This window comes from Vibrio albus (genome assembly GCF_003144035.1).
In the GTDB taxonomy this organism is placed as follows: domain Bacteria; phylum Pseudomonadota; class Gammaproteobacteria; order Enterobacterales; family Vibrionaceae; genus Vibrio; species Vibrio albus.
Genome location: NZ_QFWT01000002.1, coordinates 33,505 through 50,973, shown reverse-complemented (window position 1 = coordinate 50,973; position 17,469 = coordinate 33,505). Strand labels below are relative to the sequence as shown.

General features: G+C 48.0%; 15 protein-coding genes, 4 tRNA genes and 1 riboswitch. Of the genes, 14 read left to right on the top strand and 5 right to left on the bottom strand.

Annotated features, from left to right (window positions below; translation table 11 throughout):
- The first annotated feature begins 13 nt into the window (after positions 1-13).
- The gene (locus DI392_RS03865) at positions 14-364 is read left to right on the top strand and encodes an Hpt domain-containing protein (RefSeq protein WP_109318597.1); all 351 of its coding nucleotides are present in this window, start codon (positions 14-16) and stop codon (positions 362-364) included.
- On the opposite strand, the gene DI392_RS03860 is transcribed toward DI392_RS03865, so the two are convergent.
- Positions 357-1,274, bottom strand: a complete 918-nt coding sequence (locus DI392_RS03860) for a YvcK family protein (RefSeq protein ID WP_109318596.1) — start codon at positions 1,272-1,274, stop codon at positions 357-359. The two genes, DI392_RS03865 and DI392_RS03860, sit on opposite strands and share 8 nt — an antisense overlap.
- Before the next feature lie 311 nt (positions 1,275-1,585).
- Positions 1,586-1,738: riboswitch (molybdenum cofactor riboswitch) on the top strand.
- On the opposite strand from DI392_RS03860, the gene moaA reads away from it, so the two are divergent.
- From moaA to guaD, 11 genes are all read left to right on the top strand, one after another.
- Entirely contained in the window at positions 1,727-2,716 is a 990-nt protein-coding gene (moaA, locus tag DI392_RS03855) for a GTP 3',8-cyclase MoaA (protein WP_109319016.1), read from the top strand. (Overlaps the previous riboswitch by 12 nt.)
- A gap of 109 nt (positions 2,717-2,825) precedes the next feature.
- On the top strand, positions 2,826-3,338 hold the full coding sequence (gene moaB / locus DI392_RS03850) for a molybdenum cofactor biosynthesis protein B (protein ID WP_109318595.1): 513 nt from the start codon (positions 2,826-2,828) through the stop codon (positions 3,336-3,338).
- A gap of 8 nt (positions 3,339-3,346) precedes the next feature.
- Entirely contained in the window at positions 3,347-3,841 is a 495-nt protein-coding gene (gene moaC / locus DI392_RS03845) for a cyclic pyranopterin monophosphate synthase MoaC (RefSeq protein WP_109318594.1), read from the top strand.
- Positions 3,842-3,868: 27 nt separating this feature from the next.
- Positions 3,869-4,114, top strand: a complete 246-nt coding sequence (moaD, locus tag DI392_RS03840; protein WP_109318593.1) for a molybdopterin synthase sulfur carrier subunit — start codon at positions 3,869-3,871, stop codon at positions 4,112-4,114.
- 2 nt (positions 4,115-4,116) lie between these two features.
- On the top strand, positions 4,117-4,575 hold the full coding sequence (moaE, locus tag DI392_RS03835) for a molybdopterin synthase catalytic subunit MoaE (RefSeq protein ID WP_109318592.1): 459 nt from the start codon (positions 4,117-4,119) through the stop codon (positions 4,573-4,575).
- Positions 4,576-5,087: 512 nt separating this feature from the next.
- Complete coding sequence (locus tag DI392_RS03830; protein WP_109318591.1) at positions 5,088-6,767, top strand: ABC transporter substrate-binding protein; 1,680 nt, start codon at positions 5,088-5,090, stop codon at positions 6,765-6,767.
- A gap of 216 nt (positions 6,768-6,983) precedes the next feature.
- Positions 6,984-7,904 (top strand): oligopeptide ABC transporter permease OppB, encoded by a 921-nt coding sequence (oppB, locus tag DI392_RS03825; RefSeq protein WP_109318590.1) that lies wholly within the window; start codon positions 6,984-6,986, stop codon positions 7,902-7,904.
- A 15-nt stretch (positions 7,905-7,919) separates the two neighbouring features.
- Positions 7,920-8,822 carry an oligopeptide ABC transporter permease OppC gene (gene oppC / locus DI392_RS03820; RefSeq protein WP_109318589.1) on the top strand — a complete coding sequence of 301 codons (903 nt, stop codon included), beginning with the start codon at positions 7,920-7,922 and terminating at the stop codon, positions 8,820-8,822.
- 57 nt (positions 8,823-8,879) lie between these two features.
- On the top strand, positions 8,880-9,851 hold the full coding sequence (gene oppD, locus DI392_RS03815) for an ABC transporter ATP-binding protein (RefSeq protein WP_245883941.1): 972 nt from the start codon (positions 8,880-8,882) through the stop codon (positions 9,849-9,851).
- On the top strand, positions 9,848-10,837 hold the full coding sequence (oppF, locus tag DI392_RS03810; RefSeq protein ID WP_281259816.1) for a murein tripeptide/oligopeptide ABC transporter ATP binding protein OppF: 990 nt from the start codon (positions 9,848-9,850) through the stop codon (positions 10,835-10,837). The genes oppD and oppF overlap by 4 nt, the downstream gene beginning before the upstream one ends.
- Positions 10,838-10,943: 106 nt before the next feature.
- The gene (gene guaD / locus DI392_RS03805; protein ID WP_109318586.1) at positions 10,944-12,236 is read left to right on the top strand and encodes a guanine deaminase; all 1,293 of its coding nucleotides are present in this window, start codon (positions 10,944-10,946) and stop codon (positions 12,234-12,236) included.
- Between the two features lie 47 nt (positions 12,237-12,283).
- Here the strand turns inward: guaD and DI392_RS03800 are convergent.
- From DI392_RS03800 to DI392_RS03785, 4 genes are all read right to left on the bottom strand, one after another.
- A tRNA-Tyr gene (locus DI392_RS03800) sits at positions 12,284-12,368 on the bottom strand.
- A gap of 98 nt (positions 12,369-12,466) precedes the next feature.
- Positions 12,467-12,551 (bottom strand) — tRNA-Tyr (locus DI392_RS03795).
- 101 nt (positions 12,552-12,652) lie between these two features.
- Positions 12,653-12,737, bottom strand: a tRNA-Tyr gene (locus tag DI392_RS03790).
- Positions 12,738-12,835: 98 nt separating this feature from the next.
- Positions 12,836-12,920: transfer RNA gene (locus DI392_RS03785), tRNA-Tyr, on the bottom strand.
- A 293-nt stretch (positions 12,921-13,213) separates the two neighbouring features.
- On the opposite strand from DI392_RS03785, the gene DI392_RS03780 reads away from it, so the two are divergent.
- Together DI392_RS03780 and vexH are read left to right on the top strand one after the other, a co-directional pair.
- Complete coding sequence (locus DI392_RS03780) at positions 13,214-14,308, top strand: efflux RND transporter periplasmic adaptor subunit (protein WP_109318585.1); 1,095 nt, start codon at positions 13,214-13,216, stop codon at positions 14,306-14,308.
- A complete protein-coding gene (gene vexH / locus DI392_RS03775; protein WP_109318584.1) occupies positions 14,308-17,421 on the top strand; it encodes a vibriobactin export RND transporter permease subunit VexH in 3,114 nt (1,037 codons plus the stop codon). Before DI392_RS03780 ends, vexH begins: the two co-directional genes overlap by 1 nt.
- The last annotated feature ends 48 nt before the right edge of the window (positions 17,422-17,469 follow it).

The window sequence follows — 17,469 nt, the reverse complement described above, 5'->3', positions numbered from 1 at the left end:
GTAAGGATTTGCAGTGACTGCTTATTTAAACTCAAGCAAAGTAGCAGACCTATGCTACGAAGTGGGTAAGGAGAACTTACCGACTCTTGTGAGTATATTTCTCAATGAGCTTGATGGGTACAAAGACGTGTTGTCCGGAGAACCGGATGAGCTGGAATATCCTTTGAGTGAAATAAGCCATGCACTAAAGAGTAGTGCCGCAAGTTTTGGTGCAGACAATTTATGCGAAATGGCGGTATATTTTGATTCTCTGGTCAAAGCAGGACAGAAAATCAATACCAGCCAAAATCGCGACTCTATTTTACGGTGTCTCAATAAGACCATCCTGGCTTATCGAGACCTCTCAACGGATAACTTTAGCTAGGGCTCGTTCTAGCGGATAATAACTTTATAATGGCCTGGTGAAGTTTTTTCCTGTCATGACGCCAGTCCCGGTTAGGAGAAGCCAGGTCATCTGTTACATAATCCCATTTCCCCGTAAGATCCGGATGTTCATTCGGTGTCAGGATCAGGTCGATTTTTCGTCCCCGACAGGCGCGCTCACACCATTCCAGCTTTTTCTGTAAAGACATCCGTTCTGCTGGCCCATATTCCGGGGACAGGTTTTCTACAAAAATGACTTTTGCACGGCGGTTCTGGTCAATCGCATACCCTAATTCGGGCAGAAGCAGTGGTGGCATTATGCTGGTCAGAAAGCTACCGGGACCAAGAATAATACAGTCGGCCTGTGCTATTGCGCTGACTGCTTCATCGGTCGCCGGTACTTCCGGATCCAGATCCAGACGTTGTAAATCTTCCGCCATCTCATCCACACTGGTTTCACCATGCACCCACTTTCCGTCTACCGACAATGCACGCAGGTCTGAAGGGTGTTCTGACATCGGAAGAATATTAACATCGATCTTCAACATATCGCGGATAAGATTAATGGCATCCAGTGGGCGGACCGACAGGTTATCCAGTGCGGTGAGCATCAGATTGCCAAGGTTATGACCTTGAAGTTCACCAGTACCTTTAAAGCGGTATTCAAACATCATTGAGCTGATAGAAGGTTCGGTAATCAACTGATTGATACAGTTGCGGGTATCTCCCCAGGCAATGCCTCCCTGGCAGTCTCGTATTCTGCCTGTTGAGCCGCCATTATCCGTGGTAGTGACAATGCCGGTGGCGTTGCTGCCAAACTCTTTCAGAGCGGCAAGCATCCGGCCCAGTCCGTGTCCTCCACCGATAGCGACCACTTTTTTACTTGTATAAAAATCTTCTGGCTGACTCATTCTGGTTTGCACTCATATGTCGTAACGCTGTCACCAGCGTTGGGTGGATAAATTTACTGTAAACGGTATGTCCCGACAAAATAAAACAAAAACGCAGGCTTACCTACCCCTTAAGTAGTGTTTTGGGTTGATAACAACATTTTGAGAGAGGAAACGCTGGTATTCTGACCCGTGATTCATTACTTTTTAACTAGGCCTTTATTGAAGACGTTACTTTTTATTCTCCGTTAATAGGGAAAAAAGAAGCTGGTAACGTAACGAAAGGGCCATATTGAAAATATAAGGTAAGTAACTGCCATTGAACAGCGGCAGTTGCCATAGCTCCGAGCCTGTTAGCGCTAAGTTCTGTTGAATATGCCTGCCAGGCCGTGGGGTTATTACTCTGTTATGGATAATAACCCAAAGGGTTTACTGAGAAATGAGTATGCCTCCCGTGTTTGGAAAGGTGTGACGTGGCAAAACAGTTAGAAGACAGATTCAGACGCAGGTTTTATTATCTGCGGCTATCGGTTACAGATGTCTGTAACTTCAAATGCACTTATTGTCTGCCTGATGGATATCAGCCATCTGGGCGTAAAAACTCGTCTTTTTTATCTCTGCCGGAGATAGAGCGCGTGGTGCGCGCATTTGTTGAGTGCGGTACCAGTAAGGTTCGTATTACCGGTGGAGAGCCCAGCCTGAGAAAAGACTTCACAGATATTATTCATACCGTTGCTTCCACCCCCGGAGTGGAAAAGGTTGCGGTGACCACGAATGGTTATCGTATGGCAAATCATGTTGAAAGATGGCTGCAAGCCGGATTAACTCATATCAATGTCAGTGTGGATAGCCTTGATCCACGCATGTTTCATCAAATTACAGGACAAAACCGGTTTAATGACGTTATGGCAGGGATAGAGCGGGCTCTGGAGATTGGCGGTTGTCAGGTTAAAGTAAACGCGGTACTGATGAAGGGCTTAAATGGCCAGGAGCTACCACAGTTTCTGCACTGGGTGAAGGATCGGCCGGTCCAGCTGCGTTTTATCGAGCTGATGCAAACCGGCGAGATGGACGAACTATTCAGTCAGCACCATATTGCCGGAACCGATATTCGGGCTCAGTTGCTCCGGAATGGCTGGGTACCTAAAGTGAGAGAACGGACAGACGGTCCGGCTCAGGTTTTTGTGCATCCGGATTATTGTGGTTCAGTTGGCCTGATCATGCCTTATGAAAAAGGGTTTTGTCAGGACTGTAATCGACTCCGGGTATCCGCTTTGGGGAAACTGCATCTTTGCCTGTTCGGAGAGCAGGGGGTAGAACTGCGGGATTTGATGCAGCAGGATGATCAGCAAGATCAACTGATTGAACGTATTAGCCGTGCTTTAGACAATAAAGCCGAAACGCACTTTCTGCATGACGGCAATACGGGGATAACGCCACACCTGGCTTCAATTGGCGGTTAGTCCACTATTCGGCAGATAACAGAACAATTAGGCAGACAATAGAAAAATGGATGACGGGCAGAGGCTGTTGGTCATCTTAAAATCATGAACGGATTAAAAAGGGGAAAGTATGGGGCACGCTACCGGTGGATTTATTCCTGCCAATATTGCGGTATTAACGGTATCCGATACGCGCACGGAAGAGAATGACACGTCTGGACAGTATTTTGTCGAACAGCTTCAGGAAGCGGGGCATAAACTGGCAGATAAAAAAATAGTAATTGATGACGTTTATCTGCTTAGGGCTATCGTTTCTCAATGGATCGCAGATGAGAGCATACAAGTGGTACTCATTACTGGTGGAACCGGGTTTACCACCCGTGACAGTACGCCAGAGGCATTAATTCCTCTGTTTGATAAACAAATTGAAGGGTTTGGTGAATTGTTCCGGGCGATTTCGTACGAGGAAATCGGCACTTCTACCATTCAGTCCCGGGCGGTTGCCGGAATGGCAAATCACACGGCTATTTTTGCGGTTCCGGGATCAACTGGGGCCTGTAAAACCGCCTGGACTAAAATCCTCCGCCAACAGTTGGATGCCAGCCATGGGCCATGTAATTTTATGCCACACCTTACCAAATAAGAAATACCATGAGTGAGTTAACCCATATTAACGCGTCGGGAGAAGCGAACATGGTGGACGTTTCGGCAAAAGCCGAGACGGTCAGAGAAGCGCGGGCGGAAGCGTACGTGGCCATGAACGCCCAAACCCTGCAGCTGATTTTATCTGGCCACCATCATAAGGGCGATGTATTTGCGACTGCCCGAATTGCGGGCATTCAGGCCGCGAAACGAACCTGGGAACTGATCCCTTTATGCCATCCCCTCATGCTCTCTAAAGTCGAGGTAAAGCTGGAAGCTCTTGAACACGAGAACCGGGTTCGTATTGAGTCGGTGTGTAAGCTGGCCGGAAAAACCGGTGTTGAGATGGAGGCATTAACCGCCGCCTCTGTCGCTGCCCTGACCATTTACGATATGTGTAAAGCCGTACAGAAAGATATCGTCGTTGAGCAGGTTCGGCTACTGGAAAAGACCGGAGGTAAATCCGGGCATTTTAAGGCTCAGTCTGACCAGGGTGTGTCCTGAAGAGCGGATGTTTAAGAAGGTAATGATATGATTAAAGTTCTGTTTTTTGCTCAGACCAGAGAGCTGGTCGGAACGGATAGTCTTGAGCTGGAAGCCAACTATGCGGATGTCGAAGCATTGAGGGCAAACCTGAGTGAAAGGGGCGACAAGTGGTCTCTTGCAATGGAAGATGGGAAGTTACTGGCAGCGGTTAATCAGACCCTTGTTGCGCCTCAGCATGCATTATCTGATGGTGATGAGGTGGCCTTTTTCCCACCGGTAACCGGAGGTTAAGTATGGGCTACCGTGTTCAGGTTTCCCGCGAGGATTTTTCTGTCGGGAAGGAGTATGAGCAACTGGCGACCGGCAGTGAAGCGGGTGCCGTAGTCACTTTTGTTGGTAAAGTGCGGGATATGAATCTCGGCGATGATATTGTCAGTTTATCATTAGAGCACTACCCCGGTATGACAGAGAAAGTCCTGGGGGACATTTGTAAGCAGGCCGCAGAACGTTGGTCTTTGTGTGATGTCAGAGTGATTCACCGGATTGGTGAGATACAGGCAGGGGAACAGATTGTATTTGTCGGTGTGACCAGTGCTCACCGCAGTGATTCATTTTCTGCCTGTGAATTCATTATGGATTTTCTTAAAACTAACGCACCGTTCTGGAAAAAAGAGATAACGACAGAGAGCACCCGTTGGGTTGAATCTAAACAGTCGGATCATCAGGCAACTGACAGGTGGTTATCCCGTTAACAGAAGTTAACAAAAAAATCCGGCTCAATATGACGTTGAAAGCCTATTTCTGAACCAGCCATTACGGTTGGTTTTTTTGTTTTTCTTGGCTGATTTTTATACTGTTTTTATTTTAATACCTTGATCGGGTTAATGTTTTTTCTTGTGCTTGCATTACATTACATGCCTATATGTGATTTATGTCTCATCATTTAATGCTTTTCTTCTTTGTGCAATATCAATAATATTGCGGGTTTTGTGGTGTTTAATATCGCATTTTTGATATGGACCAAAAAATAATATCTTTGTTACGATGTTTTTATGGTAAATCATGCTAATGGTTGGTAACTTGTTCGCGATCCTCTATATGAGGAAAAGGTGATTTAGTCTTTTTGCGCACTAAATTGTCGTGATGACCTTCAGTCCGAGCCGTTCGGACGGTCTGTCATATTCAGGTTCGATTGCCCTGAATTAAAGATAAAAACAGTTATGCAGTCATGGATGCACATTACAAAATCTGGAGTTTAATCAATATGTACAAGAATAATATTACCCGGGCGCTTCTTCTGAGCGCCGGGCTTTCTCTTGCTCTTTCAGGGTGTGGTGATGAGCCAAAACAGGCAAAAACAACGCCGGCACCAAAGAAAGAGGAAACTCAGGCAACCGCTGAGAGTGGTGAAATCAAGTACGCAGCCGTTCAGGAACTGGTTCGGGGTAACGGGTCAGAGATCGCGTCCGTTGACCCACATAAAACAGAAGGTGTACCTGAATCACACGTCATTCGTGATCTTCTGGAAGGCCTGGTCAATCAGGATGCCGATGGCAATACCATCCCGGGTGTAGCGGAAAGCTGGGAAACCGAAGACAACCGCACTTTCACCTTCCATCTGCGCAAAGACGCTAAGTGGTCTAATGGCGACCCGGTAACCGCCCATGATTTCGAATACAGCTTTAAGCGAGCGGTTGATCCAAACACGGCTTCCCCTTATTCCTGGTATTTTGAAATGACGACCATGGAAAATGCAGCGGATATCATTGCCGGTAAAAAAGACAAAGAAACACTGGGTGTAAAAGCGCTGGATGACTATACACTGGAAGTGAAGCTGGAATCAGCGGTTCCTTACTTTGTGAAGATGGCCGGTCACACAACAATGAAGCCAGTGAATAAAACCGTGGTTGAAAAATACGGTGATACGTGGACTAAACCTGAGCATTTTGTTGGCAATGGTGCATTTGTTTTAGATAACTGGGTGGTGAATGAGCGTATTGAGCTGAAGCAAAACCCTTATTACTGGGATAAAGCCAATACTAAACTGACCAAAGTGACCTACCTGCCTATTGAAAATCAGGTTTCTGAAATGAACCGCTTCCTGTCAGGTGAGATTGATTTTACTTTTGAGTTGCCAAATGAACACTTCAAACGTTTACAGAAAGAGCACCCTGAATCGTTGTCAATCGTAGGTAACCTGTGTTCTTACTACTACGGTTTCAACAACAAGCGAGCACCATTTGATGATGTCCGCGTACGTAAGGCTCTGTCTTACGCTATTGACCGTGATGTGATTACTAAAGCGCTGCTGGGCCAGGGTCAGAAGCCAGCCTACTTCCTGACACCGGAAATTACCGCTAATTTTGAGCCGGAAATGCCGGCATACGGTAAGATGACACAGGAAGAGCGTAATTCAGAAGCGAAACGTCTGCTGGAAGAAGCGGGCTTTAATGACACTAATCCGCTGAAATTTACTCTTCTGTACAATACGAATGAAAACCACAAAAAACTGGCTGTTGCGATTGCCTCTATGTGGAAGAAAACTCTGGGCGCAGAAGCGGTACTGGAAAACCAGGAATGGAAAACCTATCTGGACACCCGCCGTCAGGGTAACTTTGACGTAACCCGAGCTGGCTGGTGTGGTGACTACAATGAAGCCTCCAGCTTCCTGTCACTGATGCAGTCTAACAACAGCTCTAACGATCCTAAATACTACAGTGATGAGTACGATGCCGTTATGCAAAAAGCACTGGAATCAACCAGTGAAGAGGAACGCACTAAGCTGTATGCGGAAGCAGAAAAACTGCTGGCTCGTGATATGCCGATTGCACCGATTTACCAGTATGTTAAGTCTCGTCTGCTGAATCCTCGCGTTGGTGGCTTCCCGTCAAATAACGCCGAAGAAAAAGTCTTTTCTAAAGATCTTTATATCAAAGCGGAATAATAATTCATAAATAATAATGAGTTTGACACTGCATGTGGAAACACATGCAGTGTCTTTTAGCGTCTATTTTTTGTATAGACCCTCTGAATAGCTGGTGCAGTAATAAGTCTATTTGTGAATATTTTGTGTGATTCACAGTTGAAAACACTCACAAATGAACTCAATATCGTAGCGCTATGATGAGCAACTATGTCACAGACTGAATAAGAAGTTGTTATGCTTAAATTCATTGCAAAAAGGGTATTTGAGGCCATACCAACCATGTTGGTACTGATCACAATCTCTTTCTTTCTGATGCGTTTCGCCCCGGGTAACCCGTTTTCCAGCGAACGCCCGTTGCCGCCGGAAGTGATGGCAAACATTAACGCAAAATATGGTTTGGATAAGCCGGTGTTTGAACAGTACACCACTTATTTGACCAATGTTGTCCACGGCGACTTTGGCCCTTCGTTTAAATATAAAGATTTCAGTGTCAACGAGCTGATTGCCGGGGCTCTGCCTGTGTCTGCAAAAGTCGGGATCGCAGCCTTTATCTTTACCGTTATTCTTGGGGTGGGCATAGGTACCATCGCAGCCCTGAAACAGAATACCTGGGTAGACTATGCCATCATGTCCACCTCGATGCTCGGGGTAGTCTTGCCCTCGTTCGTGTTGGCACCAGTTTTGATCTATCTGTTTGCTATTAATCTTGGCTGGTTTGAAGCCGGGGGGTGGATGGATGGTTCATTCAAATATATGTTCCTGCCGGTTATCGCCATGTCTCTGCTGTATGTCGCCACTTTTGCCCGGATTACCCGGGGCAGCATGATTGAAACTCTTAACAGCAACTTCATCCGCACTGCGCGGGCGAAAGGGCTAAGCTTCGGCTACATCATTTTCAAACATGCACTCAAGCCGGCTATGCTGCCCGTTGTGTCCTACATGGGACCGGCATTCGTCGGTATCATCACCGGTTCTGTGGTTGTTGAAACGATTTTCGGCCTGCCGGGTATCGGCAAGCTGTTTGTTAACGCCGCCTTTAACCGTGACTATTCGCTGGTAATGGGAGTGACCATTCTGATTGGTTTCCTCTTCATTCTGTTCAACGCCATCGTTGATATTTTACTGGCTTATATCGATCCAAAAATTCGTTATTAATTGGGAACGGTGGTTATGTTAACGAAAAAAAACAATCTTGAAGCGGTTGAAAAGTTCTCAGAGAACCTGGAAATAGCCGGCCGCAGCCTCTGGCAGGATGCCCGTATCCGCTTTATGCGTAACAAAGCGGCGATGGTGAGCCTGGCAATCCTGTTTGTCATGGTGTTAGCCGTGATCTTCCTGCCAATGCTGGCTCAGTACCATTATGACGATACTGACTGGTACGCTCTGCACGCCGCACCATCAGCGGAGCATCTGTTTGGTACCGATGCATTAGGCCGTGATCTGTATGTACGTACTCTGATTGGCGGACGCATTTCTCTTATGGTGGGGGTTCTTGGCGCGCTGGTGGCGGTGATTATTGGCACCTTGTATGGTGCAACATCCGGCTTTATTGGTGGCAGAACCGACCGTGTTATGATGCGTCTGCTGGAAATCCTGTATGCAGTACCCTTTATGTTTCTGGTTATTGTATTGGTGACGTTTTTTGGCCGGAACATTATCCTTATCTTTGTGGCCATCGGGGCGATTGCCTGGCTGGACATGGCGCGTATTGTGCGTGGTCAGACTCTCAGTCTGCGCAGCAAAGAATTTATTGAAGCAGCCCATGTATGTGGTGTCAGTCGCTGGAAAATCATTACCCGCCATATCGTGCCGAACGTACTGGGTATTGTGGCCGTGTATTCGACCCTGCTTATTCCTAGCATGATTCTGACGGAATCATTCTTATCTTTCCTGGGCCTGGGGGTTCAGGAGCCAATGACCAGTTGGGGCGCACTGCTTCAGGAAGGAGCTCAGACAATGGAGCTCGCTATCTGGCAATTAGCCTTCCCGGCACTGTTTATGGTGGTGACCCTGTTCTGCTTTAACTATGTGGGTGACGGTCTGCGTGATGCGCTGGATCCGAAGGACCGATAACGCAGTAATTCATTAATTACATACTGTGTAACCAAGACTATTACATTGGAAAGAATGATGAGTTTATTAGATGTCAAAGATCTGCGTGTCGAGTTTACTACTCAGGACGGTATCGTCACCGCAGTTAATGATTTGAATTTTTCTCTGAACCAGGGCGAGACTCTGGGGATTGTGGGCGAATCCGGATCGGGTAAATCCCAGACGGTATTCTCCATTATGGGCCTGCTGGCTAAGAACGGCATTATCAAGGGTAGTGCTAAATTTGAAGGCCGTGAGATCCTGAACCTGCCGGAAAAAGAACTGAACAAAGTTCGTGCTGAGCAGATTGCCATGATTTTCCAGGATCCGATGACCTCTCTGAACCCGTACCTGAAAGTCAGCGATCAGCTGATGGAAGTTCTGATGCTACATAAAGGTATGAGCAAGGCTGAAGCGTTTGAAGAATCGGTACGCATGCTGGAGGCAGTGAAAATCCCGGAAGCGCGTAAACGTATTACCATGTATCCGCATGAGTTCTCCGGTGGTATGCGTCAGCGGGTGATGATAGCGATGGCGCTGCTGTGTCGTCCTAAACTGCTGATTGCCGATGAACCGACCACGGCTCTGGACGTAACGGTTCAGGCGCAGATCATGGATCTGCTGAATGAACTGAAGAAAGAGTTCAACACGGCGATCATTATGATCACCCACGACCTGGGGGTGGTTGCTGGTTCCTGTGACAAGGTACTGGTAATGTACGCCGGCCGCACCATGGAGTACGGTAACGTAAACGATATTTTCTATAACCCGAGTCATCCCTATTCAGAAGGTCTGCTGAAAGCGATCCCTCGTCTGGATACGGAAGGGGATGTCCTGCCGACAATTCCGGGTAATCCGCCAAATCTGCTGCGTCTGCCTCCGGGTTGTCCTTATCAGGAGCGATGTCACCGGGTTTCAGATCGCTGTATGCGTGAAGCACCGACACTGAAGCCGTTTGCTGGCAACCGTCAGCGTGCATGTTTTTCTGACTGGGAGAGCTGGAACAAATGAGTGCCGATAAGAAGCTAATTCTGGATGTTAAAGACCTGAAAGTTCACTTCAGCATTGCATCCAAATCCGCCTGGCCTTGGTCAAAACCTGCGACACTGAAAGCGGTTGACGGGGTAAATGTACACCTGTACGAAGGGGAAACACTGGGTGTGGTCGGTGAGTCTGGTTGTGGTAAATCCACCTTTGCGCGCGCCATTATCGGTCTGGTAGAAGCCACCGATGGTGATGTAGTCTGGATGGGCCAGGATCTGACCAAAATGAAAGACGTACAACGCCGTGAGACCCGTAAAGAAATCCAGATGATTTTCCAGGATCCGCTGGCGTCACTGAACCCGCGTATGACCATCGGGGATATTATCGCAGAGCCTCTGGAAACTTTTTATCCGAAGCTGTCTAAAGCCGAAGTAAAAGACCGGGTGAAAGAGATGATGATGCGGGTTGGTCTGCTGCCAAACGTGATCAACCGTTATCCGCATGAATTCTCGGGTGGTCAGTGTCAGCGTATTGGTATTGCCCGCGCTCTGATCCTGAAACCGAAGATGATCATCTGTGACGAACCGGTTTCGGCTCTGGACGTATCCATTCAGGCTCAGGTGGTTAACCTGTTGAAAGAGCTTCAGAAAGAACTGGGATTGAGTTTGGTATTTATCGCTCATGACCTGTCAGTGGTGAAACATATCTCAGACCGCGTACTGGTGATGTATCTGGGTAATGCCGTGGAGCTGGGTGAATCCGATGAACTGTTTGCGAATCCTAAGCACCCTTATACCCGGGCGCTGATGTCTGCTGTGCCCATTCCGGATCCGGAAATTGAGCGCAATAAAACGATTCAGATGCTGGAAGGGGATCTGCCGTCACCGATCAACCCACCATCAGGCTGTGTGTTCCGCACCCGTTGCCCGATGGCAAAAGAGATTTGTGCCCAGCATAAACCTCAGATTAAAGGCGGTGATAAACACTCAGTCTCTTGTCTGCTGGTTGATTAACGGCTGTTAATTGCTGATATTTATATAGAGCGCGGCTTTTCCGGTTAACGGTGAAGCCGCGTTTTTTTATCTTTTTTCCTATACTTAGAGGAAAAGAGGTCTCTTTATGCAGGTATTTCGCGGAACGATATTTCACTTTCTTTCCAATCCGGCTCTGGTGAAAAGGGAGGAGGACAGTTACCAGTTTATCAATGACGGTCTGCTGATTACTGAACAGGGAAAGGTACGCGAAGTAAGACCCTTTCAGAAAGAAGATAAGAACAAGTACAAAGTCATTCAGGATTACAGCGGAAAACTGCTTTTGCCCGGCTTTGTGGATGCCCACCTGCATTATCCTCAGACCGAGATTATCGCTTCATACGGTGAACAGCTGCTGATCTGGCTGCAGAAATACACCTACCCGGCTGAACTCAAATTTTCAGACCGGGCATACGCAGTTCAAGCTGCGCAGTTTTTCCTGGGGGAACTACTGAGAAACGGGACAACTTGTGCGGCGGTTTTTCCTACCGTACATAAAATCTCAGCAGAAGTCCTGTTTGAACAGGCGTTAGTCAATAACATGAGTATCATCAGCGGTAAGGTCTTGATGGACCGTAATGCCCCGGAAGGCTTATTAGACTCAGCGGACAGTGGTTATAAAGACAGCCGGGAGTTAATAGAAAAATGGCATCACACAGGACGTCTTCGTTATGCCGTGACACCCAGATTTGCCCCGACTTCAAGCCCTCACCAGTTGGAAATGGCTTTGAAATTGAAGGAGGAATATCCGGATATCTATATCCAGACTCACCTTTCAGAGAATGAGGCGGAGGTTGAATGGGTGAGAAGGCTTTTTCCTGATCATTCGAGTTATATGGGGGTTTACCACGAGTTCGGTCTGACAGGGCACCATAGTCTTTTCGCACATAGTATCCACCTGAATGACGCCGAATGGACTATTATGCAGGAGACCAATTCCGCTGCGGTTTTCTGCCCTTCAGCAAACTTATTTCTGGGAAGTGGGTTATTTGAGCTGAATAAAGCCAGAGAAAATGGGGTGCCTGTTGCTCTGGGAAGTGATATCGGGGCCGGGACCAGCTTTTCCGCTTTGAAAAATATGAGTGATGCTTACAAGGTGTCCCGGCTGTCAGGTTACTCATTCTCACCGTTAGACAGTTTTTATATGGCCACACTGGGCGGTGCCAGTGCGCTGGATCTGGATAGTGAGACTGGCAATTTCTCAGCGGGAAAATACGCAGACTTTGTGGTTCTGGACTGGAATGCATCGGCATTGCAAGCCAGGCGACAGCAACCGTTGCAGACTATTAAAGAAAAGCTATTTGCATTAATGATGCTGGGTGACGATCGCAATGTGGTCGCGACTTATATTGCAGGACAAAAGCGATATAGCAAAGTGTAAATGCGGCGGAATTAATGGAGATTGTTTTGATAAGAAGAGAGAGAAAATGGTGGAGGGGGACGGATTCGAACCATCGAAGGCGGAGCCGGCAGATTTACAGTCTGCTCCCTTTGGCCACTCGGGAACCCCTCCAGGGGTGTTGATACTATAAAGCGTATCCTTAACTGCTGTTTTCCCAACACAGGCAATCAAGTGTGCTTCGTTTTTCACAAGGAAAAGTGAAGCGAAAATGGTGGAGGGGGACGGATTCGAACCATCGAAGGCGGAGCCGGCAGATTTACAGTCTGCTCCCTTTGGCCACTCGGGAACCCCTCCAGGGGTGTTGATACTATAAAGCGTATCCTTAATTGCTGTTTTCCCAACACAAGCAATCAAGTGTGCTTTGTATTTTCCCAAGGAAAAGACGAAAGCAAATATGGTGGAGGGGGACGGATTCGAACCATCGAAGGCGGAGCCGGCAGATTTACAGTCTGCTCCCTTTGGCCACTCGGGAACCCCTCCAGGGGTGTTGATACTATAAAGAGTATCCTTAACTGCCGTTTTCCCAACACAAGCAATCAAGTGTGCTTCGTTTTTCACAAGGAAAAGTGAAGCGAAAATGGTGGAGGGGGACGGATTCGAACCATCGAAGGCGGAGCCGGCAGATTTACAGTCTGCTCCCTTTGGCCACTCGGGAACCCCTCCAGGGTATTTCATACTACCAAGTAGTATACTGAACAACAGATTTCCCAACACTGTCGCTAAGTGCGGAGCGCATAATAGCAAACTGCGTTTTGCTGTAAAGAGATTTCTTATGATTTTGAATCAAATGCTGTCTTTTTGGGCAAAGATGGCAGAAACTGTTCGATTATGTAGAAATGACAGCGTGAATAAGTGTCATCTCTGGCTGCTATTTTTATCTGTATTCAGTTTTCTTAACGTTACACGCTCCAGAGTGCGATATAAACTAAAACAATAACTTCTAATCAGTATCATCTATGAAAATTATAAACATAACGATTCTTTTATCCATAGTAATAGCGGCTGTCTCAGCCTCAGTTTTGGCTGCTGGTAACGGTTCGGGAATGGGCAAACAAAAGTCAGCCAGTCCGGGCATTACTGTGGTCACTCAAACTGTCGATCAGCATACCATTTCTCAGTCTCTTTCTCTGATCGGGAAGCTGGCATCGAGAGAGTCCGTTATCATCTCTTCTGAAGTGTCCGGTAAAGTCGAATCGATTCTGGTGTCTGAAAATCAGAAAGTGAAAGCGGGTGAACTTCTGCTGCAGCTGGAAAGTGATAAAGTGACGGCGGCACTGGCTGAGGCGCAGGCTTACCTTAACGATGAACAGAGAAAACTGAAAGAATATAGCCGTCTGGCCAAGCGCGGGGCGATTACCAGTACGGAAGTGGATGCACAGCAGACCAGTGTGGATATTGCGAGGGCCCGGCTTCAGGCTCAGCAAGCTAATCTGAAGGATTTAAATATCCGGGCACCTTTTTCGGGCACCATCGGTCTGATTGATTTCAGTCTGGGAAAAATGGTCAGTTCCGGAGAAAGCCTGATGACGCTGGATAATCTGTCCATCATGCAACTGGATCTGAATGTGCCTGAACGTTACCTCTCTATGTTAGCCAAAGGCATGCAGGTATCAGCCACCAGTAGTGCGTGGCAGGACATGACCTTTCAAGGCGCTTTGGTGAGTATTGACTCCCGGGTGAACAGTGAAACGCTGAATCTGCGGGTACGGGTTGAATTTCCCAATCCTGATGTGCGGTTAAAACCGGGCATGATGCTTCAGGCGACGGTGGGTTTTCCACCGCTGAGTGCGCCTATTATCCCGGCTCAGGCTCTTGAATATTCCGGTACTAAACGGTTTGTGTATGTGGTGGATGAACACGACAAAGCGAAACGAACTCAGGTATATCTTGGCTCGAGGATCGGTAATAACGTTGTGATTGAAAAAGGGGTGAATATCGGTGACCGCATCGTTGTGCAGGGAACGGTGAATATGCGTGATGGTGTCCGGGTAACTGAGAGTGAACCTGCTGCACAACATCAACGCTCCGACACGACTCAGGGAGCAGAGTGATGTGGTTATCTGATGTATCGGTAAAGCGGCCAGTCGCGGCCATTGTGTTGAGTATGCTGCTTTGCGTCTTCGGCATCGTGTCGTTCAGCAAACTGGCGGTCAGGGAAATGCCGGATATTGAAAGCCCGGTCGTCTCTATTTCCACCCGCTATGAGGGAGCCTCAGCCAGTATCATTGAAAGTCAAATCACATCAGTGATTGAAGATCAGCTTTCCGGTATCAGCGGAATTGATGACATTACCTCGACCTCCCGCAATGGTCGCTCGCGGATCAGGGTCACTTTTTATCTTGGTTATGATCTGGATTCCGGTGTCAGTGATGTGAGGGATGCGGTCGCGCGAGCCAGACGCAGTCTGCCGGATGAGGCAGATGAGCCAACGGTATACAAAAACAACGGCAGTGGTGAAGCGTCCTTATATATTAACCTGAGCTCTGCGGTGATGGACCGTACCCAACTAACGGATTATATAGAGCGGGTACTGGTAGACAGGTTTAGCCTGCTAACGGGTGTCAGTTCGGTAGACGTTTCCGGTGGCTTGTATAAGGTGATGTATGTACGCCTGAAACCTGTACTGATGGCGGGGCGAGGCATTACGAGTTCAGACATTTCTGCGGCACTGAGAGCCGAAAACCTGGAAAGTCCGGGGGGCGAAGTTCGGAATGATACAACAGTGATGTCAGTTCGAACGGCAAGATCATATCAGTCGGATCAGGATTTTCAGTATTTGGTCGTAAAGAAAGCGGGTGATGGTTCGCTGGTTTACCTGAAAGATGTGGCGGATGTTTTTCTCGGTGCTGAAAATGAAGCCTCGACCTTTAAAAGTGACGGTGTAGTCAATGTCAGTATGGGGGTTGTTGCTCAGTCGGATGCCAACCCTCTTGATGTTGCCCTGCGGGTTCGTGAAGAAGTTGCCAGAGTGCAGAAATTTTTGCCGGAAGGGACCCGCCTGGCGATCGATTATGATGCCACGACGTTTATCGACCGCTCAATTGGCGAGGTTTATAACACGCTGTTTATTACCGGCGGATTAGTGATACTGGTGTTGTATGTGTTTATCGGTCAGGCCCGGGCGACGTTAATCCCGGCGGTGACGGTTCCCGTGTCTCTGATTTCTGCGTTTATTGCCGCCTATTTCTTTGGATTTTCTATTAACCTGATCACTCTGATGGCTCTGATCCTTTCTATCGGTCTGGTGGTGGATGACGCCATTGTGGTGGTGGAAAATATTTTTCATCATATTGAACAGGGAGAGAAACCGCTGTTGGCGGCTTATAAAGGTACCCGGGAAGTAGGGTTTGCGGTGATTGCGACAACACTGGTTCTGGTGATGGTGTTTCTGCCTATTTCGTTTATGGAGGGCATGGTCGGGCTTTTGTTTACCGAGTTTTCGGTGTTGCTTGCCATGGCCGTGATCTTTTCGTCTCTTATCGCTCTGACGCTGACCCCGGTTTTAGGAAGTAAGCTTCTAAAAGAAAAAGCCCGGCAGAGTCGGTTTAACCGCTTTCTGGAGCGCATGTTCGTAAAACTGGAAAACCGTTATCGCTTTGCTCTGAGTAAGGCTATTGGAGCTCGTGTTGTTGCGCCTTTCGTTATCCTGGCGTGTATTGGTGGTAGCTATGGCATGATGCAACTGGTTCCCAGTCAGTTGACGCCGAAAGAAGACCGTGGCGTGTTATTCGCCTTTGTGCGTGGTGCGGATGGCACCAGTTATAACCGGATGGCGGCGAACATGGATCAGGTAGAAGCGCGGCTGATGCCTTTGCTGGGGAAAGGGATGTTGAAATCGTTCAGCATTCAGTCTCCGGCATTTGGAGGAATGGCCGGTGATCAGACTGGCTTTGTGATTATGATCCTCGAAGACTGGAGCGAGCGTACCGTGACAGCTCAACAGGCGCTGGGCGTTGTCAGAAATGCGTTATCGGGTATTCCTGACGTGCGTATTTTTCCAAGAATGCCGGGATTCCGTGGCGGATCCAGTGAGCCGGTTCAGTTCGTGCTGGGCGGCTCTGATTATACCGAACTACAGCAGTGGGCCGAACTGGTTAAACAGGAGGCGGAAAACAGCCCGGTGATGGAAGGGGCTGATACCAACTACTCTGAAAAGACACCGGAACTTATGGTCGCAATTGATAAAGCAAGAGCCGCTCAACTGGGGATAAGCGTCGCGGACATTTCCGATACACTGGAAGTGATGCTGGGCGGGAAAAGTGTGACCACGTTTGTGGAACGGGGCGAAGAATATGATGTGTATCTGCGTGGCGATGAAAACAGCTTTAATAGTGCCGCGGATCTCAGTCAGATTTATATGCGTACCCGATCCGGGGAACTGGTCACTCTGGATTCTGTTACCAGTATTGAAGAGGTGGCTACGGCTCACCGTCTTGCCCATAACAATAAACAGAAATCGATAACGGTTTCTGCGAATCTGAGTAGTGGCCATACGCTGGGTGAAGCGCTGGATTTTCTGGACCAGATAGCGATAGAGAAATTACCGCCGGACATTTCGGTCAGTTATTCGGGCGAATCGAAAGACTTTAAAGAGAATCAGTCCAGTGTTGCGGTGGTCTTCGGACTGGCTTTGTTGGTGGCGTATCTGGTACTGGCCGCCCAGTTTGAAAGCTTTATTAACCCGTTGGTGGTCATGTTTACCGTTCCTATGGGGGTATTTGGTGGCTTTATGGGGCTGTACCTAATGCAGCAGGGGCTGAATGTTTACAGTCAGATAGGCATGATCATGCTGATTGGTATGGTGACGAAAAACGGCATCCTGATTGTCGAGTTTGCCAACCAGCTCCGGAACAAAGGCGTGGTGTTTGAAAAAGCGATTATTGATGCTTCAGCGCGGCGTCTGCGTCCTATTCTGATGACGGCGTTTACCACATTAGCCGGTTCGATCCCTCTTATCACATCAACAGGTGCCGGGTATGAAAGCCGGATTGCGGTTGGTACGGTCATTTTCTTCGGTATGGCTTTTGCCACTCTGGTTACCCTGTTTGTTATTCCGGCCATGTACCGTTTGCTGTCGGCAGGAACGTCAGCTCCGGGGCATGTTGAAGATCTGCTGAACAGCGAGTTAGCGGGCGATGTGAAAGTCAGGATCACTCACCCATAGCTGGCTGTACGTCACTAACTCAGATACACTTTGCCCTTCATATTTAAA